Source organism: Pandoraea horticolens, assembly GCF_902459555.1.
In the GTDB taxonomy this organism is placed as follows: domain Bacteria; phylum Pseudomonadota; class Gammaproteobacteria; order Burkholderiales; family Burkholderiaceae; genus Pandoraea; species Pandoraea horticolens.
The window spans coordinates 23,014-45,303 of the sequence record NZ_CABPSM010000012.1 but is presented as its reverse complement, the minus strand read 5'-3'; the positions used below and the strand labels follow the sequence as shown (position 1 = coordinate 45,303).

Annotated in this window: 17 protein-coding genes; 5 read left to right on the top strand and 12 right to left on the bottom strand. The window is 64.1% G+C overall.

Features of this window, described 5'->3' with window-relative positions:
• Positions 1-115: 115 nt before the first annotated feature.
• The 5 genes from PHO31112_RS18750 to PHO31112_RS18730 form a co-directional block, all read right to left on the bottom strand.
• Entirely contained in the window at positions 116-2,311 is a 2,196-nt protein-coding gene (locus tag PHO31112_RS18750; RefSeq protein WP_246178371.1) for a lipase family alpha/beta hydrolase, read from the bottom strand.
• Entirely contained in the window at positions 2,308-3,381 is a 1,074-nt protein-coding gene (locus tag PHO31112_RS18745) for an Lnb N-terminal periplasmic domain-containing protein (RefSeq protein WP_150621878.1), read from the bottom strand. The genes PHO31112_RS18750 and PHO31112_RS18745 overlap by 4 nt, the downstream gene beginning before the upstream one ends.
• Before the next feature lie 409 nt (positions 3,382-3,790).
• On the bottom strand, positions 3,791-4,783 hold the full coding sequence (locus tag PHO31112_RS18740) for a sterol desaturase family protein (RefSeq protein ID WP_150621876.1): 993 nt from the start codon (positions 4,781-4,783) through the stop codon (positions 3,791-3,793).
• A 12-nt stretch (positions 4,784-4,795) separates the two neighbouring features.
• A complete protein-coding gene (locus tag PHO31112_RS18735) occupies positions 4,796-5,827 on the bottom strand; it encodes a YVTN family beta-propeller repeat protein (RefSeq protein ID WP_150621874.1) in 1,032 nt (343 codons plus the stop codon).
• A 135-nt stretch (positions 5,828-5,962) separates the two neighbouring features.
• Positions 5,963-6,532, bottom strand: coding sequence for a PadR family transcriptional regulator (locus PHO31112_RS18730; RefSeq protein WP_150621872.1), 570 nt, complete (start codon positions 6,530-6,532; stop codon positions 5,963-5,965).
• A 188-nt stretch (positions 6,533-6,720) separates the two neighbouring features.
• Between PHO31112_RS18730 and PHO31112_RS18725 the strand changes: the two genes are divergently transcribed.
• A complete protein-coding gene (locus PHO31112_RS18725) occupies positions 6,721-8,742 on the top strand; it encodes an NADPH-dependent 2,4-dienoyl-CoA reductase (RefSeq protein ID WP_150621870.1) in 2,022 nt (673 codons plus the stop codon).
• Between the two features lie 213 nt (positions 8,743-8,955).
• Complete coding sequence (locus tag PHO31112_RS18720; protein WP_150621868.1) at positions 8,956-10,731, top strand: GGDEF domain-containing protein; 1,776 nt, start codon at positions 8,956-8,958, stop codon at positions 10,729-10,731.
• Positions 10,732-10,738: 7 nt separating this feature from the next.
• Here the strand turns inward: PHO31112_RS18720 and PHO31112_RS18715 are convergent, their stop codons facing one another.
• Positions 10,739-12,139, bottom strand: a complete 1,401-nt coding sequence (locus PHO31112_RS18715) for a CoA transferase (protein WP_150622091.1) — start codon at positions 12,137-12,139, stop codon at positions 10,739-10,741.
• A gap of 231 nt (positions 12,140-12,370) precedes the next feature.
• On the opposite strand from PHO31112_RS18715, the gene PHO31112_RS18710 reads away from it, so the two are divergent.
• Positions 12,371-13,582, top strand: a complete 1,212-nt coding sequence (locus PHO31112_RS18710; RefSeq protein WP_150621867.1) for a citrate synthase family protein — start codon at positions 12,371-12,373, stop codon at positions 13,580-13,582.
• 14 nt (positions 13,583-13,596) lie between these two features.
• Here PHO31112_RS18710 and PHO31112_RS18705 read toward each other — a convergent pair whose 3' ends face one another.
• The 3 genes from PHO31112_RS18705 to PHO31112_RS18695 form a co-directional block, all read right to left on the bottom strand.
• Complete coding sequence (locus PHO31112_RS18705) at positions 13,597-15,177, bottom strand: PepSY-associated TM helix domain-containing protein (RefSeq protein WP_150621866.1); 1,581 nt, start codon at positions 15,175-15,177, stop codon at positions 13,597-13,599.
• A 158-nt stretch (positions 15,178-15,335) separates the two neighbouring features.
• Entirely contained in the window at positions 15,336-15,764 is a 429-nt protein-coding gene (locus PHO31112_RS18700; RefSeq protein WP_150621865.1) for a DUF2946 domain-containing protein, read from the bottom strand.
• 166 nt (positions 15,765-15,930) lie between these two features.
• Positions 15,931-17,385, bottom strand: coding sequence for an HD domain-containing phosphohydrolase (locus tag PHO31112_RS18695; RefSeq protein WP_150621864.1), 1,455 nt, complete (start codon positions 17,383-17,385; stop codon positions 15,931-15,933).
• Positions 17,386-17,559: 174 nt separating this feature from the next.
• Between PHO31112_RS18695 and PHO31112_RS18690 the strand changes: the two genes are divergently transcribed.
• Together PHO31112_RS18690 and PHO31112_RS18685 are read left to right on the top strand one after the other, a co-directional pair.
• Positions 17,560-18,333 (top strand): alpha/beta fold hydrolase, encoded by a 774-nt coding sequence (locus PHO31112_RS18690; RefSeq protein WP_150621863.1) that lies wholly within the window; start codon positions 17,560-17,562, stop codon positions 18,331-18,333.
• 230 nt (positions 18,334-18,563) lie between these two features.
• Positions 18,564-19,586, top strand: coding sequence for an alpha/beta fold hydrolase (locus PHO31112_RS18685; RefSeq protein ID WP_150621862.1), 1,023 nt, complete (start codon positions 18,564-18,566; stop codon positions 19,584-19,586).
• A 52-nt stretch (positions 19,587-19,638) separates the two neighbouring features.
• Here the strand turns inward: PHO31112_RS18685 and PHO31112_RS18680 are convergent, their stop codons facing one another.
• From PHO31112_RS18680 to PHO31112_RS18670, 3 genes are all read right to left on the bottom strand, one after another.
• Positions 19,639-20,565, bottom strand: a complete 927-nt coding sequence (locus tag PHO31112_RS18680; RefSeq protein WP_150621861.1) for a hypothetical protein — start codon at positions 20,563-20,565, stop codon at positions 19,639-19,641.
• A gap of 109 nt (positions 20,566-20,674) precedes the next feature.
• Complete coding sequence (gene arsB, locus PHO31112_RS18675; protein ID WP_246178367.1) at positions 20,675-21,703, bottom strand: ACR3 family arsenite efflux transporter; 1,029 nt, start codon at positions 21,701-21,703, stop codon at positions 20,675-20,677.
• A gap of 59 nt (positions 21,704-21,762) precedes the next feature.
• The gene (locus tag PHO31112_RS18670; protein WP_150622086.1) at positions 21,763-22,284 is read right to left on the bottom strand and encodes an arsenate reductase ArsC; all 522 of its coding nucleotides are present in this window, start codon (positions 22,282-22,284) and stop codon (positions 21,763-21,765) included.
• Between the last annotated feature and the right edge of the window lie 6 nt (positions 22,285-22,290).

Sequence of the window (22,290 nt, the reverse complement as noted above, 5' to 3'; positions counted from 1 at the left end):
CGGGGCACGGTACGGTAGTCAATCGTCCGCAGCAGCTTGCGCGTTAACGCTCAGTCTCGCAATGCTCGTTCGTCGGTTGCTTTTTTCGGCTGAGCACTGAGCGAGGAGAGAGCAGTCAGCGCGGTGTCGAGCGCCCGGCCGTGGGCTTTTGCGGTGTCCCCGGTTTGGCCGGAATAGCCAGGGGTGACGGGGCAATGGCCTGAAACGGTCCCGCACGGCCAGGCAGTTTGATCGGATAAAGTTCGTCGATGTCCTCATGCAGGATGCGCCGGATCTCGAGAATCGCTTGCGGCGTTTCCTGCACGCTATGGCCCGAGACGATCACGCGTTCCGATTGCGCGCCGGCCAGATGGGCGCTCGTATAGGGCACCACGCCGTCGCTCGATTCGTCCAGCGGCCCTTTGGGGTTACGTCGCGCAATGATCGAGTGATATTGCACTGACGGCGATATCTTCAGCCCGGCAGCCGCGACCACATACGGATCGTTATCCCGCAACTGATCGACGCTATTCGGCACATAACGTGTTTTGCCCTCGGACGGGCTGTCCTCGGAACCGGTCGCGAAGTGCAGCACGTCGTCGAGGCCCGAGAGCAGCGTGACAGGCAGCTTGATGAGGTTGGAAATCCAGCGGCCCAGCCGGTTGCGCGCGAAGGGCGTGCCACGATGCGGCGCGGCGATGAAAATGGCGCGCTCGAATTGCGGCACGGGTTTGAACTGGAACAGCGGATCGAGCCGGTTTCGGGCGCGTTCGATCTGATCTTCGTCGAGGTGGTAATCGCTCTGGAAGGTCGACCACAGCTCGTCGTCGGCGCTCGACACCATCAACCGGGCGATCACGCCGCCCATGCTGTGACCAATGACCACGGCATCGTGCGACGCGGCAGACTGGCCGTCCGGGTCGAAGTGCTTCAGCGTGGCTTGGAAGGCGTTACGGATTGCCATCGCATTCACGAGAATCGGCGAGTTCGTCGGGTAGTACACCTGCCAGATCTGAAAGTGCTCGCGCAGCGTGGCATCACCCTGAATCTCGTTAGCCAGATTCACCCAGGCCTCCGGACTGCTTGCAAGCCCGTGCAGCATCAGAATGACACGGCGTCCCGGATCGAACGGCTGCATCAGGTAGATATGCGGACGCACAATCCCCCGCTCGCGGCCGAACAACGTGAGTAACGATTGCTTTGCAAATCCGGAGCGCGCCAGCCACAGCCCATACCCAGCGGTGAAGTTGCCCGCGAGTGGCACCGTCTGAGCGTTCAACTCGACAGACGACTGCCGGTATGGGTCATAGACGACGAGCGTGGCGATATGCGTGGTCAGGACTTCGTCGAGCGAGGTGCCGTCGAAGCGCAGCAGCAGCGTGAGCGACGGCGAGGGCATTTCACTGAACACCGGCCCCGCATTGGGATCGATGGCACGGCGAAAGTTATGCGATGCGCGGCTTTCGCGCTGGTTGCGGGCGCCGCTGCTTTGCTCGTCGGAAGGCGAATAGACGTTGTCGTTATCGTGGCCGGTCGACGCGTCGCCACGCGGTGCCGGGGTGCGGCCGACGGAAGACAGGGCGTCCGCGGCCGATTTGTCGTCGAGCACCGCGACCAGTTCTGCACCGAAGCCGTCACGCCGATACGGGCTACGCAGGCCCGCGAACGAAAGGGTGGATGCAGGCAAGACCTCGCGAGGCCGGATTCGCTCGTTGGCGAAGCGCACGCTGCTGACGTCGACCGGCAGTGTCCATCCGGCGACTTGATCCCTGCCCGTTTGCTGCACGCGGCGGAAGAGGGCGACGGAGAACGTCTGTACCGCGTAGTTGTAGTAGTCGCGTACCTGCGTCTGACGGTCCTCGAAGGCTCGCTCGCTCGACGGCTGGTCCCCATAAAAGAGGTAGGCATACGCGTAGCGGGCCGTGCGCAGCCAGAGATCGAACTGGGCGTCGTTCCACTGTTTTTCGCCGGTGGGCGTTTGCGCAATGGCGAGTTGCATCGACATCTCGGCCATGGCTGCCAGACGCCGGTCGACGTCGATTTCCTTGGCATGGCCCAGCGCGTCGATACAGTCGAGCGACGGTTTGGCGCAGATCGTTTCATCGAGGCCCGCGACACGAATCACATCGTCGGTCGATGTGCTGAGCTTGCCCGTGGACAGAATATCGCCGCGCTTCATGGCGATGTACTGTTCCGGGCCAAGCGAACGGACTTCGACCATCGCACAGCCCGACAGGCCCGTCAGGCATGCGGCGGCGGCGAGCATTACCGCTTGCCGGATTCGGCGTTGCCACGAGCCTTGCGCAAACACACACATTGCCGGGCGGGTCATGGCGTCACCTTCGGATCGTCGCCGGGCACGCCTTGGCGGATCAATGTCGAGAAGTCGGGCGAGTCGCCGGCGGCCAGCGCACGGGCGACGAAATTGCCACGTTCATACAGTTGCGCATAGGTGAAGCCCGGCGTGAGGCCGCCCTGATCGTAGGCGTATTCGGCGAAATAGCCGGACAGCAGCAGGCGGTAGTCGAGGGGCAGCCCCGGCGAGATGATGCGTGCCAGTTCGAACACGATGGTCGTGCAATTGCTCGTGAGCGTGTTGTACCAGGCCGGTTCGCGGCGCAGCTCGCGCGCCCGTTTCAGATAACCGAGAAATACCTCGCGCAACTGTTTGGCCGGGATATTCAGGCGATACAGATAGACCGTTTCGCCGCGCACGTTGCTACGCACACGCAGAATGTCGCGCTCGTCGGCGGCGACCAGTGTGGCCTCGAAATCCTTGAAGAAGCCGCCAACCGCCGAGAACTTCTGGCCTCGCTTCTTGCGAATCTCGATGGAGAACACAACGCGCTTGCCGTCCGAAAAACCGAACGACACCAGCGTGTGGGCGATCGCGGGGCCCATCCAGTAGGACAACACGAGATCGGCACTCACGAGCTTGTCGAGATCGTATTCGCGCGCCTCCCAGCGGGGGGTGAAGTCGGTCTCGGTGCGCCATTCGAAATTGCGCACGTTGTGCAGCGTGATGCGCGAGCCGTCCTGCTGTGCGTCGAGTAGTTGGGCGACGTCGGCCGCCCAGTCGCGTTCGTTGGACGGCTTGATCGACTGCCACCAGCCGAGCAGCAGGATCATCGCGATAAGAAAACCAAGCGGCCACCCCCTGAGCGGGACGCCCGCATGCACACGCAGCAAGGCGACGATCGCCGCGACGCCGAGTACGGCCCACAGGGCGATGACGAGATACCGGACAAGCGCCGGGCCAGGGCAGCGGTAGGCGAGGGCCATGGCCCCCCAGGCGCACGCTCCCAGCACGACGACGGCGAGAAGCGCGCGCAGCGCATAGACGTACCACGCGAAGTGAGGGCCGGCGAGCGCGTCGCCGGCGTGAGATTGCAGTTGCTCCATGATCCGCAGAATTCAGACGCCGTGCGTTGCCATGCGCAGGGCGAAGGGCGAAGGGGCATCGTCCATGCTGCCTCGGCCGACCCCCGATTTTTTTCAAGTTCAGCGCCGAAGAATACCAGCAGACCGGCCCCCAGGACTTCGAATCATTCTCGCCACTCGGGCGAGTTCAATGGTGCGTAGCCAAACGTGCGTTGTATAGGCGGGGCGGGAAGCTATGGCGTGCTGCCTGTTTTTGGGCGTGTAGACGTGGAGCAGACGCACGTAGAGGCTTGCCGCGACACGGAAAACCGAAGGAGAAGGTACTGACTGGAAGGGGCTAGGCGGGTAGAGGGGGCGACGGACGTCCCCCCTGTTACATTGTGTGGCCCGAGCGTGCAGGATAGGGCCGAGCGGCACGGTTCGGCCGGGGTCAAATCGCCGGACGTCGAGGCGCGAGACGGCGGGCGATGCGCCCGAATGCGCGCACCTGTTGTGCGACGATGCCCTGGCCATACCGGCGCGAACTGCCTTGCGGCGCTGGGAGCTGGTCGCGAATGCCGGTCGGCTCCACGGCACGTTCCCACGACGCAGTGCGGAACAGGATGTCCCACCATGGGACCAGCACACCGAAGTTGCAGCCGTAACGGGTGCCTTCGTGTCCGTAGCCGATCGCGTGATGGCGACGGTGGAAGTTCGGGCTCACGATCAGGCGTTCGAGCACCGGGCCGAACGGCAAGCGGGCGTTGACGTGCTGCACGCTTTGCAGGAAGTTGCTCACTGCCACGAGCACGACATACTGCGCGGGCTGTACGCCGATGAAGAGCGCAATTGCGGCGAAGAACCCGGCCTGCATGATGTTGTCGAGGAAGTGGTTGCGGTCATCGCACCACAGCGACATCTGCTGCTGGCTGTGATGCACCGCGTGCAATTCCCACCACACGCCGAAGCGGTGCTGCCAGCGGTGATACCAGTAGCCGGCGAAGTCGAGCACGATCAAATACATCAGGAACGACACCAGCGGCTGATCCGTCACGCCCGGGTACAGCCCGTCGAGATCGATGCTCGGCAGACCGTGAATCACCATCTGACTCTGCAACGTATTGAAGACCGGTTGCAATACCACGAAGAACAGCAGATTCAGGATGCCAAGCTTGGCGATCCAGGTGTAGATCACGTCGGCGCGAACCTGACGGCGGTCCTGCCACCGTTCGATTGGGCGCAGCGCCTCGAGCGGGCGCAGCAGCGCGTACGTCACGCTAATCTGCACGACACCGATGAGCACCCAGTACAGGGCGTCATAGATGTCGTCGTCATAACCCATCAGATTGAAATGGAACAGCAGCGGCTGCACCACATCCACGTAGATGAGCGTTTGTACGGCGGAGATACCGCTGTCGACGAAGTTGAGGGCTTCCTGAATCATCTGGCTGCCTTGTCAGTCCGGATTCGGCGAGAGTACGGGGGCACGGTCGGCAAAGAAGATGCCGTGCGGCGACCGGTTGACGGCGATGCGGTCGACCAGTTGACGCGTCGTCAGGTCGATCACGCCAACGTGGCGTGCAAACCGGAACGTCACCCAAAGATAGCGCTTGTCGGCAGACAATTCCATGTCATCCGGCCCCGGCATCAGACCAGTGATGTCGGCAACCTTCGTGAGCGACTCGTAATCCAGAATGCTGATCGTGCTCTCGACACGGTTGCTCACCGCAATGTGACGGCCATCGGAGAGCGAACGGAAATTGTGTGCGCCGCGGCCCGTCTGGATACGCTTGATGACCTTCTGCGCGCGCCAGTCGACCACGGCAACGTCGTCTTCGCCGGTCATGCCAACCAGCAGGTACTTGTCGCCCGGCGTCATCCACAGACCTGCGGGGGTTTTGCCGACCGGCATGCGCCATTTGATCGTTTGCGTTGCGAGGTCGATGGCCGCCAGTTCGCCTGAATCCTGAAGCGTGACGAATACTGTCTTGCTGTCGGACGAGAACGTCATGTGGCTGGGTGTTTTGGCCAGCGGAATACGCTTGGCGACCACAACGTTTTCACCATCGTAACGATAGACGTCGACCCGGTCCAGACGCAGCGCCGCCGTCACGAACCATTTGCGATCGGGCGAGAAGCCGAGTTGGTAGGGGTCCTCAATGTCGGCGATCTGGCGTTGCAGCTTGCCGGTGTTCGGATCGAGGAGCATCAGACTGTTCGACACCGAATTCGCCACGATCAGCGAGCGCTTGTCGGGCGTAATCATCAGGTGATGCGGCTCTTTGCCCGTCGGCATCGTGCCAACGACCTTATGCGTTGCCTGGTCGATGAGCGAAAGCTGGGCGGCGCCGGAATCGAGCACGATCACAGTGCTCGCATGGGCGGTGGAAAACGGCAGGACACCGGCGACCAGAGCGGACAGCGTTGCAAGGGTGCGAACACGGCCGGTCAGCCAGGAAAGCCGGGAGAGCTTGGAAGAAAACACCATGAATGCCTAGGGTGGGGCGAAAAACGGTGACGCATGCCGGTAAGCCGTACGCCGATTCTTTCGTTAAACGCGCCACATGCCTCGTCCGTTGACAAAAAATGGGACGAAATGATCGTCGGGCCGTCAGACGGCGTTTCAGGCCGGGATGCTGTCTCCGGCAGCTGTGCCGTCCCAGTGTTCCAGCAGGGCCAGTGCGTCTCTTGTCCAGTCCAGCCACCCCTGTTCATAGCGCACACCCAGCAGGAGGATGTGCCGTTGCAGCGCAGCGTCGCGCGTGGGCGTTTCGCTCTGCGGAAAGTCGCGGGCCTCGATGGCCCGGTAGGCCGCGAGCTTTTGCGCGTGAAGCGCTACCCGGCGCCGCAATTCGGGTTGCAGGCCGAGTGGCCCAATGGCGGCGTCTGCGCGCAGCCGGACCATGAGGTCGTCGCGAAGATCGGAGGGGGCCGTTGGGGTGGCCGCCCAGGCGAGCAGTTCGTCGCGGCCGGCATCGAGCACGCGATAAACACGTTTGCGGGTGCGACCTCCATCGGGGGCAGCCATGGAGTCGATCCAGCCGGCCGCCTCCATACGCGCCAGCTCACGGTAGATCTGTTGATGCGTGGCGTGCCAGAAGAAGCCGATCGATTTGTCGAAGCGGCGGGCAAGGTCATACCCCGAGGAGGCTTTCTCCAGCAGCGAGGTCATCAAAGCATGGGCGAGCGGCATGACCGGTAGTCTAGGGACTCTAATTCCACTATGCAACCCGTTGCATAGTTCGTAGTGCCCGCATAGAATCGCCAAAAAACTATGCAACCGGTTGCATAACCCGAAGACATACATACGATGTGTCCTGTGCTTTGCCGGAACGTCCCCCGAAACCCTACGGCCTGCGCCGAACGATGAGAGAGACAACGATGAGCGGCTATCCCCACCTGATGCAGCCCCTGAATCTGGGCTTTACGACGTTGCGCAACCGTGTGCTGATGGGCTCGATGCACGTTGGGCTTGAAGAGGCGCGCAATGGCTTTGCCCGCATGGCGGCGTTTTATGCGGAGCGTGCGCGCGGCGGTGTAGCGCTGATGGTGACAGGCGGCATTGCGCCGAACGACGCTGGCCGGCCTTATGCCGGAGGGGCGAAGCTCAGCACCGAGGAGGAGGCTGACAAGCACCGCGTGGTGACGCAGGCCGTGCATGCCGCCGGCGGCAAGATCGCCATGCAGATCCTGCACTTCGGACGCTACGCCTACCATCCCGATCTGGTGGCCCCAAGCGCATTGCAGGCGCCCATTACGCCTGCCAAGCCGCGCGAGTTGACGAGCGACGAGGTCGAGGCAACCATCGACGACTTCGTGAACTGTGCCGTGCTGGCGCAGCATGCCGGTTATGACGGCGTCGAGATCATGGGCTCCGAGGGCTATCTCATCAACGAGTTCGTCGCGGCCCGAACCAACCATCGTACCGACGCCTGGGGCGGCAGCTACGAGAACCGCATGCGTTTCCCGGTGGAGATCGTGCGCCGTGTGCGTCAGCGCGTGGGGCGCGAGTTCATCATCATCTACCGGCTCTCGATGCTCGATCTGGTCGAGGGCGGCTCCACCTTCGACGAAGTGGCGCAACTGGCTCGCGCCATCGAGGCCGCTGGCGCAACGCTCATCAATACCGGCATCGGCTGGCACGAAGCCCGCATTCCGACGATTGCGACCAGCGTGCCGCGCGCGGCATTCGCCTGGGTCACCGGCAAGCTCAAAGGGCATGTCGGCATCCCGCTCATCACGACGAACCGCATCAACATGCCTGACGTCGCCGAACGAATTCTTGCCGGCGGCGAGGCCGACATGGTGTCGATGGCCCGTCCGCTGCTTGCCGACCCTGAATTCGTGAACAAGGCCGCCGCCGGGCACGCCGAGGCCATCAACACGTGCATCGGCTGCAATCAGGCGTGCCTCGACCATACGTTCAGCGGCAAGATCACGTCCTGTCTGGTCAATCCGCGTGCGTGTCATGAGACGGAACTGCGTATCGAGGCGGCGGGACGCGTGCGTCGCGTGGCCGTTGTCGGCGCGGGCCCGGCCGGTCTTGCGGCGGCAACCGTGGCGGCGCGCCGGGGGCATGACGTCACGCTCATCGAGGCCGATACCGAGATCGGTGGTCAGTTCAACATGGCCAAACGCGTTCCGGGCAAGGAAGAGTTCGTCGAGACCCTGCGCTACTTCCGTCATGAACTGGAAGCGACGGGGGTGAAGGTGCGACTGAATACGCGTGCCTCGGTGGCATCGCTGATCGAGGGCGCGTACGACGATATCGTGCTGGCCACCGGTGTGGTGCCGCGCACGCCGGCCATCGACGGCATCGATCACCCGAAGGTGCTCAGCTATATCGATGTGTTGCGCGGTGGTGTGTCAGTGGGAAAAAACGTGGCCGTGATCGGTGCGGGCGGGATCGGCTTCGATGTAGCCGAATTCCTCACGCAAGCGGGCGAGAGCGCCACGCTGGTGCCCGAGAAGTTCTACGCCGAATGGGGTATCGATCAGGCGTACGCCCATGCGGGTGGCCTGCGCGCACCGGTGTCCGAAATTTCGCCGCGCAAGGTGTACCTGATGCAGCGCAAGACCTCCAAGGTCGGCGACGGGCTGGGCAAAACCACAGGCTGGATTCACCGGACATCGCTCAAGCATCGCGGCGTGGAAATGATTCCCGGCGTGACGTATCGCCGGATCGACGACGACGGCCTGCATGTCACCCTCGACGATAAGCCGCGGGTGTTGCCGGTTGACAACATTGTTTTGTGCACCGGGCAGGAGCCGTTGCGGGAATTGGCAGAGGGGCTTCAGGCGGCGGGGGCACGCGTGCATGTCATCGGCGGGGCAGATGTGGCAGCCGAACTCGACGCCAAACGCGCGATCAAGCAGGGCACGGAATTGGCGATCGACCTGTGAGCCCGTGGGCGACGTCCGGGAGGGGAAGCCGGTGTGCGACAATGGCTTCGCTTTGGCCCGGACGGTCTGTCCGTGCCAAAGCGAAGCCAAAGCGTGTGTGCCTTGTGCCAGGCACAACGTGTCCGTGGTGCGCTGCGGTGTGCTGCCATTACGGTGGCATCCGTCGCGGTCGCAGTAGGAGCCTGTACCGTGTGGCCGACGGTGCCATTGTCAATGAAGCACAAGTTACTTTTGGCCATCTCGCTCAACGGCCGCCTGCAGTTGCAGAACCTCTCCGTCGTCTCGGTCGTCGTCATTCTATGCAGTAGCCTGCTCATCTGGGCCTGGGGAAGTTACCGGAGCGCCGCTGATGCCTCAGTCGCGCTTGATGCGCTGCGTGCCACGTTGCAGGCGATGGAGAAAGCGTCTGCCGAGCGCGGCCCGGCCAATGCCGTGCTGGGCGCCGATCTTCCGTTGCCGAACGAATCCGTCATCGCGCTGCGCAATGCGCGCGAGGCGACCAACGCGCGTCTGCAAGAGTTGCTTTCCGCGCTCTCCGTTGACGCGTGCGATCGATGTGCCGGCGGTTTGCACGCCGTCGAGCGCGCCCGCCTTGATCTCGCCGCAGCCAGTGCCAACGTCGATCTGTTGGTACAGCGCCCGCGCGAAATGCGCAGCGACGCGGCCGTGCGCGACGCCGTCGACCGCATGATGCGAGTCATCGCGGACTTCAGCCCCGTGGCATCGTCGCGTATCGACGTGATTTCGCGAGGCGCGCCCGGTGCACTGAACTACATCATCCTTGCTCGTCTGGCAGCGGATTTGCGTGAATATGCCGGCCAACTGGGCTCGGACTTCACCGCTACGCTGACCACCGGCGAGAGCCTCACCGAAGCGGATCAGCGCACCATCGAGAGAACGCTCGGTCGCATCGACCAACTGCGCGAAATGATCGTCTCGCGGATGGTCACGCCCCCGGAACTCGGCCCCGAGACGCTCAAAGGGCTGAACGCGCAGTATTTTGCGGCGGGGTTGCATTATGTGGCGCTCGTGCGCACGCTGACCAGTCAGCCTCGGCCGCCCTCGATTACGACGGCCGAGTTTGCGCACAACTATGTGCCGACGATGCATGCGATCACCGATTTTCGCGACAGCATGCTGAAGTTAGCCGCGCAGCAAGTCGAGGCGCGCCGCTCAAGTGCGCTCAGGTGGCTCATCTTCATTGCGCTGGCCGAGGTCACGCTGGTGCTTCTGATTTACTTTGCGTTACGCGATTTCCGTCGCGGCGTGGTGCAACCGTTCGAGGCGGCGACACGCTTTGTCGATGCACTTGCCCAAGGCGATCTCAAGGCGTCTTTGCCTGGCGAAGGCATGCCGATGCGCCACCCGCAGGTGCGCGCCGTGTTCGATGCGTTGCGCGTCTTGAAGCAGAACACCATCGAGTTGGTGCAGTTGCGTCGCGAGCATACGCGCCTGGCGGGCGAACTGGAGATGTGCACCGACACCGATCCGCTGACGCGGCTGATGAACTGGCGGGCGTTCGAACGTCAGGCACGGGCACTGTGTGCGTTGCCGTCGCCGGGGCGGGTGGCGTTGATCAAGTTCGATGTCGACAACTTTTCGCAGATCAACGCGACCTGGGGGCATGCCGTGGGCGACGAAGTGCTGTGCCGCGTCGGCGCTATCTGCCTGAATACCTCCCAGCCCGGTGACGTAGTCGGGCGATTGGGCGCAGATGCATTCGTGATCCTCGCCCGTGTGCTCGACGGCTCGCGCGCGCAGCAATTCGCCGAACTGCTGCGCGGGCGCATCGAAGCCACGGCATTGACCTTGCCGAATGGCGAAGTCCTGCCGTTGACGGCGAGCTTCGGTATTGCAATAGACAATGCGATGACATTCGATGCGAATGGCGTGCCGACCGGCGAGCCAGTCAACGTCTCGGCCCTCCTGAGTCAGGCGGAGCGTCAGCTCGACGCCGCGCGGCAAGCGCGGCGTCACGTCATCGAGTAATCCGCGATCAAGGCCACCGCGGCGTGGCCGTGCCCAGCGCCATCGCCGGTAGGGCCCAATCGACGGGCGTGCCCGCGATCGACATTGGCGTGGCCACGCGCCGCACGGGTCCCCATGACGTATCTTCGATCCGGGCGGACAGATCGTCCGGCGTTTCCGCAGCGAGCGGCGAGGGCATGGGGTCGGGCGTTCGATGCGTCACGAGCAAACGCGCGGTCCGGGCCAGCGAGGCACGCACGGTGCTGCCGACGAGTTGCGTCTGGCGAAGCGCCAATGCATGAACTGCCGCTGCCGCCATGAGATATCCCGTGGCGTAGTCGATGCCTTGCCCCGGCAACGGTACCGGCTGCGGCACGCCTGTGGCCCGCATCCCTGCGTCGGCAATCCCGGCGCTCATCTGCACCAGACTGTCGAAACCGCGCCTCGCCTGCCAGGGGCCTTGCCAACCATAGGCATCGAGCGAGACATCGATCAGCATCGGATTGAGTTCGCGCCGCCGCGCGGCGCTGAGGCCGAGAGAGTCGAGCGCATCGGGGCGATAGCCGTGAACGACGATGTCCGCCTCACGTAGCAGGGTTTCGAGCACCGCGCGGCCGTCGGTCTGTTTCAGGTCGAGACGCGCGCAGCGCTTACCGAGTACCACTTCCGGCACCGTGCCGGGCTCATCCCAGCCGGGCGGATCGATGCGCAATACTTGCGCGCCGAACCCGGCGAGAAAGCGCGTTGCCGTCGGCCCCGCGAGAATGCGCGTGAGATCGAGTACGCGAATTCCGCTGAGCGGACGCTCAGCCATCGGCTTCCATCCGGCGATGTCGCGTTGCGCGCCAGCCGCCAATCCAGCGTCGAACGTCTGCCAATGCAACAAGGGTTCACGGGCCACGGCTTCGCCTTGGGGATGGGCGTCCCACTGCGCGATCGTACGCATGGCAGCGGCACATCCTCCTTGCGCCACAACGGCGGTCTCCAGGGCATCGGCCTGCCAGCCGGCCACTTCGCGTGCCACCGTGTCGCGATCTGCGGCTACCCCAAGCGCCGCGAGGGCGGCGGCGCGGTGATGAGGTGCATTGGTATGCAGACGAATCCAGCCATCGGACGTGCGGTAGTCGCCCGCAATCGGGTCCCACATCGGTGGCGACGACCATCCCTGCGCGCGCAGCGACGTTTGAAACCAGAACGACGCCAGCCGCCGGTCGACGTTGACCGCCGGCTTCGCCGCGTGAGCCGCGAGTCCGTAATCGCCCGCCGCACCGGTCGTGAGGCCGGCGACGGTGAGCGTCGCACTGGCGATGGCTGCCGTGGCGAAATCGGTATACGGAAAGGCGCACGGTAACGCGCCACTGCCGCTGATCGTCAGGTTGTCGGGGGCGGTGGGGGGCGTGGCGGCGTGTGCGGCGATCGCCAGACGCATGGCGTCCAGATAGGACGTAACGAAATGGGAGGCGTCGGCGAGCGACACGGTGCGCCCGGAAACAGTGGCGTGCATAGGAAGTCCTTGAACGATTCGATACGTGACATCGCACTGAGTCGCGATGCGAGACTGCCGGCGCGTTGAAGCTTATGCCGATGGATTTTATTGTCAATATTGATTAACTTAATCAAGCTGTTGGTTCATTCCCCTTGGACACACGTGCCGAACGCCATGAATTACTTCACTGCCACGCAGGCCGCCGAGCGTCTCGGCGTGTCGCTGCAAACGCTCTACGCATATGTGAGCCGCGGATTGCTGCACGCGGAACGGGGGAATACGCATCGCGAGCGCCGTTATCGGGTCGCCGACGTCGAGCGGCTGGCCGCGCAGCGCACGCGAGGACGCAAACCGAAAGAGGTGGCCAAGGCGGCACTGGATTGGGGGATGCCGGTATTGGAGTCTTCGATCACGCTGATCGAAGACGGCCGCTGCTACTATCGGGGGCGCGACGCCCTGACGATGGCCGAAACGGCGTCGGTCGAGGCGACGGCGGCGTGGCTGTGGCAATGCGACGAGACGTCGGCCTTCGTGGCGGACGACGATCGCCGACGTCAATTCGGCGATTGGCCGGTGCTGTTACTGGAGCGCTATCGCGCCCGGCGCGCGGAGGAGGCGTTGTTGCCCGCGTTTACGGTGGCGAGCGATGACGCGTCGACCGCCGTCTGGCAGCGTGATCCGGTACGTGTCGCACAGGGAAATGCCGCCCTGTTGCGTCTGATGACCGCCTGTCTGCTGGGCACGTTGCCCAGCGATGCCCCCATTCACGAACAATGTGCCCAGGTGTGGGAGGTGCGAGATGCCGAGGGGGCCGACCTCATTCGCATGGCGCTGGTGCTGTGTGCCGACCATGAGTTGAACGCTTCGAGTTTCACGGCACGTTGCGTCGCGTCGACCGGCGCGAGTTTGCGTGCGGCGGTCATCGCGGGGTTGTCGGCGCTGACGGGTGGCCGTCATGGCGGCACGACTGCTCGCAATGAAGCGATGTGGGACGAAGTCGGTGAAACGGACGTGGCCGCACGCATGCGCGAGCGGCTCGCTCGCGGCGAAAAGCTGCCGGGCTTCGGGCACCACCTGTATCCGGCGGGCGATGTTCGCGCGAGTGCGATGCTTGATCGAGTGTTGCCCGCGCATCCCGCCTGGCAGACGATGATCGACGCTGCCGATGCGCTCATCGGGCAACGTCCGTCACTCGACTTTGCGCTCGTGGCGGTGCGACGCCACCTCAATCTGCCGGCAGGTGCGGCGTTCGGTTTGTTTGCACTGGGCCGCACCGTCGGCTGGATCGCGCATGCGATGGAGCAGCGCGAGAGTACGCAACTGATTCGACCGCGTGCGGCGTATGTCGGGCCGCGGCCGGCGGCATTCGCCGGCATGAACGTCTGAAGACGCGGCACAGGTTATCCGCGAGCGCGGCGTCCGAAGACAAGGCGGTCGCCGGCCCAGACGAGCGCCATCGTCGCCCCCATCAGCGGGAAGAGGCCGCCGAGCGCGAACATGCCGATCGTCCATCCGCGCATGGGCGGTCGTGCTTGCGGGCGAGACGGTGCGCCGAGCGAACGGGCGGGGCGGCGCATCCACCACATGACGGCGCCGGAGGCCGCCATCGCGAACAATCCCATCGAAATCAACGCACACAGCCATTGATTGGCGACGCCGAAGTACTTGCCCATATGCAGCGAGGTTCCATACGAGATCGCTTGCGCAACGGCGCCGTAGACGTTGTAGTCGATGTCCCGCAAGACCTTGCCGCTGTACTGATCGATGTGCAACGTCCGTTCGTCGCGCGGGTCTGCCGGGAAGTAGGACACGGTGTAGACGCCGTCCGGGCGCGACGGCACGACAAGGCTGTAGCGGCTCTGAACGCCATGACGTGCCGCAATGGCCATGATGTCGTCGACCGGCAGCGCCCCGTGGGCACACAGGCTGGCGGGCGACATGCCCATGCTGCCCATGCCTTCGTGGCCTTCATGCCGTGCGTGCTCGTTGGCATCGCCGTGCATCGCGGGCATCGTGCGCGATATGCCGCCGTGCGTCATTCCGGTGATCGACGTCATGTCGTTCGTCCCCGGCGTCGACGAGGTTTTCGACGCAGGCGGTGGCGCGGAAACGGGGACCGTCGTATTGCCGACCGCCCACGGAATTTGCGCGATGGGCAGGTCATCCATCTTCATCGGCTTGGCCGGGAGTTGCGAGCGCACCGGCGCTTCGCCCCACGCGCCTGCCGGAGAACCCATGCCGGCCTTCGTCGCCAGCGCCTTGAACTGTGCGCCCCACGAACCGGACCACGGCAGCCCGGTCAGCACGAAAGCCAGTCCGCCGGCCGCCAGCCAGAGGCCGGCCACACCGTGCAGATTGCGCAGCAGCGCGCGTCCACGCAATTGCAGACGCGGGCGCAGTGCGGCCGCCCATGTCGCGCCGGCGCGTGGCCACCACAATGCGAGCCCGGTCGCGAGCATGACGAGCGTCCAGCAACCCGCCAGTTCCATAAGCCATTCACCCGGCTTGCCCAGCATGAGCGAGCGGTGGAGCGCGCGAGCCTGCTTCATCAGCCGATGCTCGACGCTCAGCGTGCCAAGCACCGTGCCCGTGTACGGGTTCACATAAACACTTTCCCGCTCGCCATTGGGCAGGCGAAAGATGAATTCGGCACTGCGCTTCGGGTCACGATCGATTTCGACGGAACTGACTTGCGATCCGGCGGGCAGCGATGCCGCCGCGCGATCCATCAATGCCTGTTCGCTCAGCCGGGGGGACGGGGATGCTGCCACGACCATCCGGTCGTGATACAGCCACGGCTCGATTTGGGGCTGAAAGACGTAGAGGGTTCCGGTGATTGCAAGCACCATGAGCCAGGGCATGACGAACAACCCCGCGTAGAAATGCCAGCGCCAGAGGGTTCGGTACTGCCCGGCGGTGGTCGCCGATTGCGCTTCGCGCGTCTGGGGCGTCTGGGGCGTTTGGGAATAGGGGATCTGCATAGGGGAACGATTCCGTCTCGTGTCGCCGCTGCAGGGCGCGTTGGCTCGCGGCAGCGGCGGCGCGCGCCGGCCGACATCGTGACGTGCGGCTGACATGCGGCGTGAGTAATGAACGACGCTGTCACCGGTAGCGGCGAGGCATCGGACTGAACGCGAGATCAGGAAACGGCAGGTGGCGCGCGCGCAGGCGGCGTGAAGGCGAGTTGAGCGTTGGTCGGGCGCGCGTCGGCGGCCGTTCCCGCTCGGGCAATCCATGTGAACGACACCGCGCCGGTGAGCGCGGGCACGGCGAGCGGCGGGTGATTGGCGAGCAGCGAACAGTAGCCGCACACGTCGCCCTGATTGTCGTGCGACGCGTGAGACATGGACGCGCCATGCATCCCTTCGCTGTCGTGCGCGTGTGCCGTCGGGGCCATTGCCATCGCGGGCGCCATCCCATCGACCGTGCAGAACGCGGCGTTCAGCATTCGCGCTTGTTCCGCGCGATGCGCGGCCAGCATCTGGCTGACGGCGGGCATGCAAATCGCGAGCCACATGGCGGCGAGGCCGAGCCATGCGAATAGGCGTTTGCGTGCGGTGAAAGGCATGCGTCGGGAGCGGTTGTCGCGCGAGAGAAGCCGGAATGCTATCACGCGACCCGGCGGTGAAGATCACGAATTTCGGATAACGAAAGCTGCTGCGATGCGTAGGGCCGATGGGATCTGCACGATGCCGGTATCGCCGCGACCTGCGACAGGCTGCTGCCGCCGGTGTTCAGAGCAACCCGGCTGTCAACGCCTTGAGCGTGGCCGCTGCGCGGGTGGAGCAGTCCAGCTTACGGAAAATACTCTCGACGTGCGTGCGCACGGTGCTCGGACTCAGCGCGAGCGCTCGCGCTGCCTCCTTGTTACTCAGACCGGTGCTGATCTGACGCAGCACGTCGATCTCGCGCGGCGACAGGAGCGAGCCTGTGCCCGGTGCGGCCGCGCGTGGGCGCAGCGTTTGTCCTTGGGCGGTGGCGACGATGGCGGCCACGACCTCCGCGTCGAATTTCCCATCGCCGGCTTCTCGCGAAAGCACGCCGGCGGCTTCGTCGAACGAATGCGCGCGTCGCCATGGCCGGTCGGCCAGCAACGCCTCGAAGGCCACGGCGGCCGCAAGAATGCGTTGCGGCGTGCTCAACGCTGGGCCAGCGACGCCACGGAAATACCCGCTGCCGTCGAGCCGCTCATAGGCGTAAGAGGCGAGTTCCGCCGTAAGCCGCAGCCCGTCGATCTGCTTGGCGGCACGCGCGCTCCAATAGGGCACAAGTCGCACCTTTTCCCATTGATCGGCGGACAGCTTCCCGTCCGTTTCCCACAGCCGGTTCGGTAGCGCGGCGCGGCCGATGCCATGCAGCAGGGCTGCCGCATGCAACTGCGCCTGCGTATCGGTGTCGAGCGCCAGACACTGCGCGGTGCGCGACGCGAGATCCGCTGTGCGGCGCGAGAAGCCAGCCAACCAGGGCAGCTTCAGTTCGGTGACATCCGCCAGCAAGGACAGCGGGACATCGGCGTGGCGATGGTGCCCTGCGAGTTGCCAAGTGGGTGTATCGAGATCGCCGGATGCGAGTTCGTCGAACCAGTGATCCGCGTGACGCAAGGCGGTCTCGACAAGACGTGCCGGGTATTTGGCGTCGGACTGACTGCGCACAAACGCGCGAGCGGTGTCCCGGCCATGGGCGTGCGAGAGGATTTCGAGATCGCTGGCCACGTTCACGAAGAAGACCGTTTCGGGAATGGCATCGCCCTCGTGTCCGCCCGGCATGCCTTTCCCATCGAAGCGTTCGAAGACATTGCGCAACGCGTCGACGACGCGTGCGGGCATCCCCATCGTCGCCGCGATGTCGCCGGACACCTCGCAGTGAATCAGCGCCAAAGGGACGATGAGCGATTGCGTTTGCGTGGACAACGGTGGCAGCGTCTGCGCCATCATGGCCTCGCGCGCCGCGACGTCGTCGCCGAGCAGTTCCGCAAAGCCGCTAGCATTGGCCGTACAGCCCGACCACCGAAGCAACGCAGTGGCCCGTGCATGGTTTTGCGCGGCGAGATCCGCCCCGCATTCGCGCGCGAGCCACCCGGCCAGACAGGCGGCGCGGCGAGAGTGATCCGTCGAGCGGCCCATGCTCAGGTCGCCGATGAAGGCGAGCGCAAGAATCGCGTCGGTGAGTCCGGCGGTGCTCGGGGGCATGTTGGCGCGTGGTGAAAGGGAACGGGTTGGGGGAGCGCGGAGGCATCGATCGCCCATCCGCTATCGGTGGCTTATCGGTCGATCGTCCGATACCGCGACGCTGGACGGACGACGACACTGGCAACCACTCGAGCCAACTTCGTGGCTCGTTTTCCCAGATCAAAGGAGATTTCGATGAAACGCCATTCTATCGCAGCCCTCATGTTGAGCGCCGGTCTTCTCGGCGGTGCTGCCGCTACGGCGCACGCAGCCGCTTCGGCCGACGCCGCGCCGTCTGTCGTGATTGTGCACGGCGCTTTCGCCGACGGCTCGGACTGGGCCAAAGTCGTCGCGCTGCTTCAGGAAAAGGGTGTCAAGGTCACTGCGGTGCAGAACCCGCTCGACTCGCTTGCCGGCGACGTCGCCGCCGCCACGCGGGCCATCGACAATCAGCCGGGCAAGGTTGTGCTCGTCGGCCATTCGTGGGGCGGTGCGGTCATCACCGAAGCGGGCAAGGACGACAAGGTGGCCAGTCTCGTCTACGTGGCAGCTTTCGCGCCGGACGCCGGCCAGTCGGTCGAAACGCTATCGAAAGACCTGCCCAAGGCGCCGGGCACCGACCATCTCGTGGCCGACGCCAGCGGGTGGTTGAGCCTGCCACCGGCGGACGTTGCCCAGTATTTTGCCCAGGATGTGCCCGCCAAACAGGCCCGTGTGATGGCCGCGACACAAGGCCCCATCAAGGCGACGGCATTCGGCGAGACGGTGAGCGTTGCCGCCTGGCACCAGAAGCCGTCGTGGTTCGTGATCAGTCAGCACGACCGCATGATCGCGCCGGACGCCCAGCGCTTCATGGCTCGGCAGATCGGCGCGAAGGTGACGGAGTTGCCGACGAGCCATGTGCCGCAGCAATCTCGCCCGGCCGACGTCGCCAAGGTCATTCTGGACGCGGTCGCCAGCGTCAAGTAACGGGTGTTGGCGGGGGGACGGGCGGGCAGGCGGCTGCCCGTCCTTCGGGAGGAGGCTTTTTTGAATCCGTATGTGTCACTTCCCGGGACAGATACATTCGGACATCAATGACGGCGCTCGTGCGGATATAACGGTGAGCAAGCGCCCGGCCGGCATTGAATTGGCCCCTGGCGTGTTGGCACAACGTCCCGGCACATCCGCCGGTACGTCACTCACAGAGGACAACAGTCATGTCGGAACCAGTCAATCTTCGCCGTCGTCGCCTTCTTGGCACTACGCTCGCGGGCGTCACGCTCGCGGAACTTGGACTGTCGCAACTGGCGCATGCGGCACCGTCGTCCGTTGGCGGGCATACGTCGTTCGACACCCTTCGTCAGATCGAGGCGGGCGACCTGAACGTCGGGTATGCGGAAGCTGGGCCGAAGGACGGCAAGGTGGTCATTCTGCTGCACGGCTGGCCATACGACATCTACAGCTATGTTGACGTAGCGCCGCAACTAGCTGCGGCCGGCTATCGCGTGATCGTTCCGTATCTGCGCGGTTACGGCACGACCCGGTTGCTCTCGGCCGCGACGCCGCGTAACGGTCAGCAGGCCGTGGTGGCCGCCGACGTCATCGCGCTCATGGACGCACTGAAGATCGATCAGGCAATTCTGGGTGGCTACGACTGGGGGGCGCGCACGGCGAACATCCTGGCCGCGATCTGGCCGGAGCGTGTGAAGGCGTTGGTGTCCGTGAGCGGCTATCTCATCGGCAGTCAGGAAGCGAACCGTCAACCGTTGCCGCCGCAGGCAGAGTTGCAATGGTGGTATCAGTACTACTTTGCGACGGAGCGTGGCGCGAAAGGCTACGCGGCCAACACCGATGCGTTCAACAAGCTCATCTGGCAACTCGCCTCGCCGCAATGGCATTTCGACGATGCGACTTATGCGCGTTCGGCAGCGGCGTTCCACAACCCTGATCACGTGGCTATCGTGGTTCACAACTACCGTTGGCGTCTGGGGCTGGCGCAAGGCGAGTCGCGCTTCGATGCACTCGAGCAGCGTCTGGCTACCGCGCCGGCCATCTCCGTACCGACGATCACGATGGAAGGTGACGCGAATGGCGCGCCGCATCCCACGCCGGCCGCATACGCGAAGAAGTTCACCGGGAAGTATCTGCATCGCGACATCGGCGGTGGCATCGGTCACAACCTGCCGCAGGAGGCGCCGAAGGCGTTCGCCGATGCCATTCTGGAAGTCGCGACGCTCTGATAGGTGCTGAACAGCCGGCTCGAATGCAATGCGACGCTCGCCGCTTCGAACGCTACTCGAGGCGGCGCACGCGAACCAGCAGCCAGGCCATTGCCGCCGTGGCAATGGCCGTCGCGAGAATTGACTGCCAGATGGAGCGTGTGGCGGCCCATGTCCCGACGAATGTGCCCGCAAACACGAGAATCGCGACCCATTCGAGCACCTTGTCGAGCCGGTTCGAAACGCGAGAGCGATGGGCCTCGGCTGGGTGTTGCGAGTCGGGCGACGTGGCCGCAGCGTATCGATTGCGTGGAGTCCGTGGAGCACGTGGAGCACGTGGCGCACGTGGCGCACAGGCGGGAAATGCGTCCACCAGGGATTGGCTGGGCCACGGATTGACTTCGGCACGGGGGGCGCCCATGCCGGTAGTCCGCCAGACGGTATCGGTGTCGGCCGCTCGCTTCAGATTCTCGATTTCGTCCGACAGGTCGGCATGCACGCGTGTGCCGTGATCCAGTGCGGTGATCTGCTCGAGTTCCGTCACCAGCCACTCGGTGGCGTCTGTGACATCGGGCAGTCCGCTGGTACGAACGAGAATGAAGGGGCCGTAGGCTGTCGCAATGTAATCGACGAACGCGTCATAGATCGGGCGGAAACGTTCGCCGACGAGTTCGATTAGGTGATCGCGCCGCCGGGTCGTGCGCGTGAGCGCGAGCGCTTTTGTCGTCACCAGATAGGGATATTTCGCGTCCTTTTCGGCTTGTGCGGCGTTTTCCGGAAACGCTTCGCGCTCCAGCGCCGCGTCGTCGGGATCGAGATCGTCGATGACGTAGGCGAAATGAATATCGTCCGCAGCAAATAATGCGCGCCAGAAGAGCGGGATATGGGCGTTCGCCTCCAACGAGGGGCCACCGGCGGAAAAGTACGTCTTCAATTCGCCTTTACGGCCCTCCGGCATGCGTGGCCAAGGTGGACTCTCGAGGAAGACGGGATGTGACATTTCTTGAGCCTTCAACTGAGTTGACGGTGCCATCGGGTGTCCGCCCGCCGAACCTTCGGGCCAAATCGGGTGGGCCGGGAAATTCTGGCGTAACAAGTGGACTCTGTCATTACGAAACGTCCCTGGACTCGTACCATCCTTTCGTTTGATTGACGACACGAACAACGACCAGCATTAATGGGACTTCGACCAGCACCCCCACAACGGTGGCGAGCGCGGCGCCCGAGCGCAGGCCGAAGACGCTGATGGCCGTGGCGACCGCCAACTCGAAGAAGTTGCTCGCGGCAATCAGGCTCGACGGTCCGGCCACACAATGCGCAACGCCGAGTCTTCGATTCAACGCATACGCGAGCCCGGCGTTGATCGTCACCTGTACGACGATAGGAATGGCGAGCAGTCCGATGACGAGAGGCTGTTCGATCATCACGTCTGCCTGAAAGGCGAAAAGCAACACCAGCGTGGCAAGCAAGGCGCCCATGGAGTAGGGTGAAGCGACTGCGGCCGCCTTGGCAAGCGCATTCCGGCCGCGCCCGAGTAGTCCGCGGCGCAGGCCTTGTGCAATCGCGACGGGAATGAGGATGTAGACGACGACCGAGACAAGCAGCGTTTCCCACGGCACGCTGATGGCAGAAACGCCGAGCAAAAGCGCCACGATGGGGGCGAAGGCGACCACCATGATGGCGTCGTTCAGTGCGACTTGCGAGAGCGTGAAATATGCGTCGCCTTTGCACAATTGGGACCACACGAACACCATCGCCGTACACGGTGCAGCGGCGAGCAGAATCAGGCCTGCAATGTAGCTGTCCAATTGCTCTGCGGGCAGCCATCCGGCAAACCAATGGCGCACGAACAGCCATGCCAGCAATGCCATCGAGAATGGCTTGACCAGCCAGTTCACCGCAAGGGTCACGCCAACACCTCGCCAATGTTCGGCGACACGACCCAGGGCGCCGAAATCGATCTTCACGAGCATTGGGACGATCATGGCCCATATCAACATGGCGACGACGATATTGACGCGGGCGACTTCGAACCGTGAGACAAGCCCGATGTAGGCCGGCGCGACGTGCCCGACGAGCACCCCGGCGACCATACAGAGCAGCACCCAGATCGATAGGTATCGCTCGAAAGTGCCCATGATCGCTGCCTTTTCGGACCTCGCCGTTGATGGATCGGCGTCGGGAAGCGAGCCGGTCATCATGCCTCCTTGGCGCGAAGCCGGTTGCCGATCTCCTGAAGTTGCTGCTGTGCCGCAACCGGGTCGAGCTTTTCCAAGGGAAGATCCAGAAACCATTCGATGCGCGCGCGAAGTTGCAGATAGGTCTGGACAAACGCTTTGCGAATGTCGTCGGGCGTCCCCTGCGTTTGCGATGGGTCGGGCACGCCCCAATGGGCTTTGGCCGGATGGCCGGGCCAGATGGGGCAGGTCTCGCCGGCCGCATTGTCGCAAACGGTGAAGATGAAATCGATACGCGGCGCACCAGGCTGCGCGAATTCGTCCCACGACTTGCTGCGAAGCGCCGACGTGTCCGTTCCACGCGAGGCCAGCAATTCGAGTGCATAAGGGTTGGGGAGACCGGACGGCTGGCTGCCGGCGCTGAAAGCGACGAACCGGTTTGCGCCCAGGTCGTTGAGAATGGCTTCGGCGAGGAGAGAGCGGGCCGAGTTGTGCGTGCAGAGGAACAGCACATGGCGTTTGGCGATATCTGCTTGTATCATGACGCA

What these genes read in the sequence shown, in the direction of transcription:
- PHO31112_RS18750 (WP_246178371.1), bottom strand. Translation starts at nt 2,311, where the DNA reads ATGACCCGCCCGGCAATGTGTGTGTTTGCGCAAGGCTCGTGGCAACGC.
- PHO31112_RS18745 (WP_150621878.1), bottom strand. Translation starts at nt 3,381, where the DNA reads ATGGAGCAACTGCAATCTCACGCCGGCGACGCGCTCGCCGGCCCTCAC.
- PHO31112_RS18740 (WP_150621876.1), bottom strand. Translation starts at nt 4,783, where the DNA reads ATGATTCAGGAAGCCCTCAACTTCGTCGACAGCGGTATCTCCGCCGTA.
- PHO31112_RS18735 (WP_150621874.1), bottom strand. Translation starts at nt 5,827, where the DNA reads ATGGTGTTTTCTTCCAAGCTCTCCCGGCTTTCCTGGCTGACCGGCCGT.
- PHO31112_RS18730 (WP_150621872.1), bottom strand. Translation starts at nt 6,532, where the DNA reads ATGCCGCTCGCCCATGCTTTGATGACCTCGCTGCTGGAGAAAGCCTCC.
- PHO31112_RS18725 (WP_150621870.1), top strand. Translation starts at nt 6,721, where the DNA reads ATGAGCGGCTATCCCCACCTGATGCAGCCCCTGAATCTGGGCTTTACG.
- PHO31112_RS18720 (WP_150621868.1), top strand. Translation starts at nt 8,956, where the DNA reads ATGAAGCACAAGTTACTTTTGGCCATCTCGCTCAACGGCCGCCTGCAG.
- PHO31112_RS18715 (WP_150622091.1), bottom strand. Translation starts at nt 12,139, where the DNA reads ATGCGTCTGGCGATCGCCGCACACGCCGCCACGCCCCCCACCGCCCCC.
- PHO31112_RS18710 (WP_150621867.1), top strand. Translation starts at nt 12,371, where the DNA reads ATGAATTACTTCACTGCCACGCAGGCCGCCGAGCGTCTCGGCGTGTCG.
- PHO31112_RS18705 (WP_150621866.1), bottom strand. Translation starts at nt 15,177, where the DNA reads ATGCAGATCCCCTATTCCCAAACGCCCCAGACGCCCCAGACGCGCGAA.
- PHO31112_RS18700 (WP_150621865.1), bottom strand. Translation starts at nt 15,764, where the DNA reads ATGCCTTTCACCGCACGCAAACGCCTATTCGCATGGCTCGGCCTCGCC.
- PHO31112_RS18695 (WP_150621864.1), bottom strand. Translation starts at nt 17,385, where the DNA reads ATGCCCCCGAGCACCGCCGGACTCACCGACGCGATTCTTGCGCTCGCC.
- PHO31112_RS18690 (WP_150621863.1), top strand. Translation starts at nt 17,560, where the DNA reads ATGAAACGCCATTCTATCGCAGCCCTCATGTTGAGCGCCGGTCTTCTC.
- PHO31112_RS18685 (WP_150621862.1), top strand. Translation starts at nt 18,564, where the DNA reads ATGTCGGAACCAGTCAATCTTCGCCGTCGTCGCCTTCTTGGCACTACG.
- PHO31112_RS18680 (WP_150621861.1), bottom strand. Translation starts at nt 20,565, where the DNA reads ATGTCACATCCCGTCTTCCTCGAGAGTCCACCTTGGCCACGCATGCCG.
- arsB (WP_246178367.1), bottom strand. Translation starts at nt 21,703, where the DNA reads ATGGGCACTTTCGAGCGATACCTATCGATCTGGGTGCTGCTCTGTATG.
- PHO31112_RS18670 (WP_150622086.1), bottom strand. Translation starts at nt 22,284, where the DNA reads ATGATACAAGCAGATATCGCCAAACGCCATGTGCTGTTCCTCTGCACG.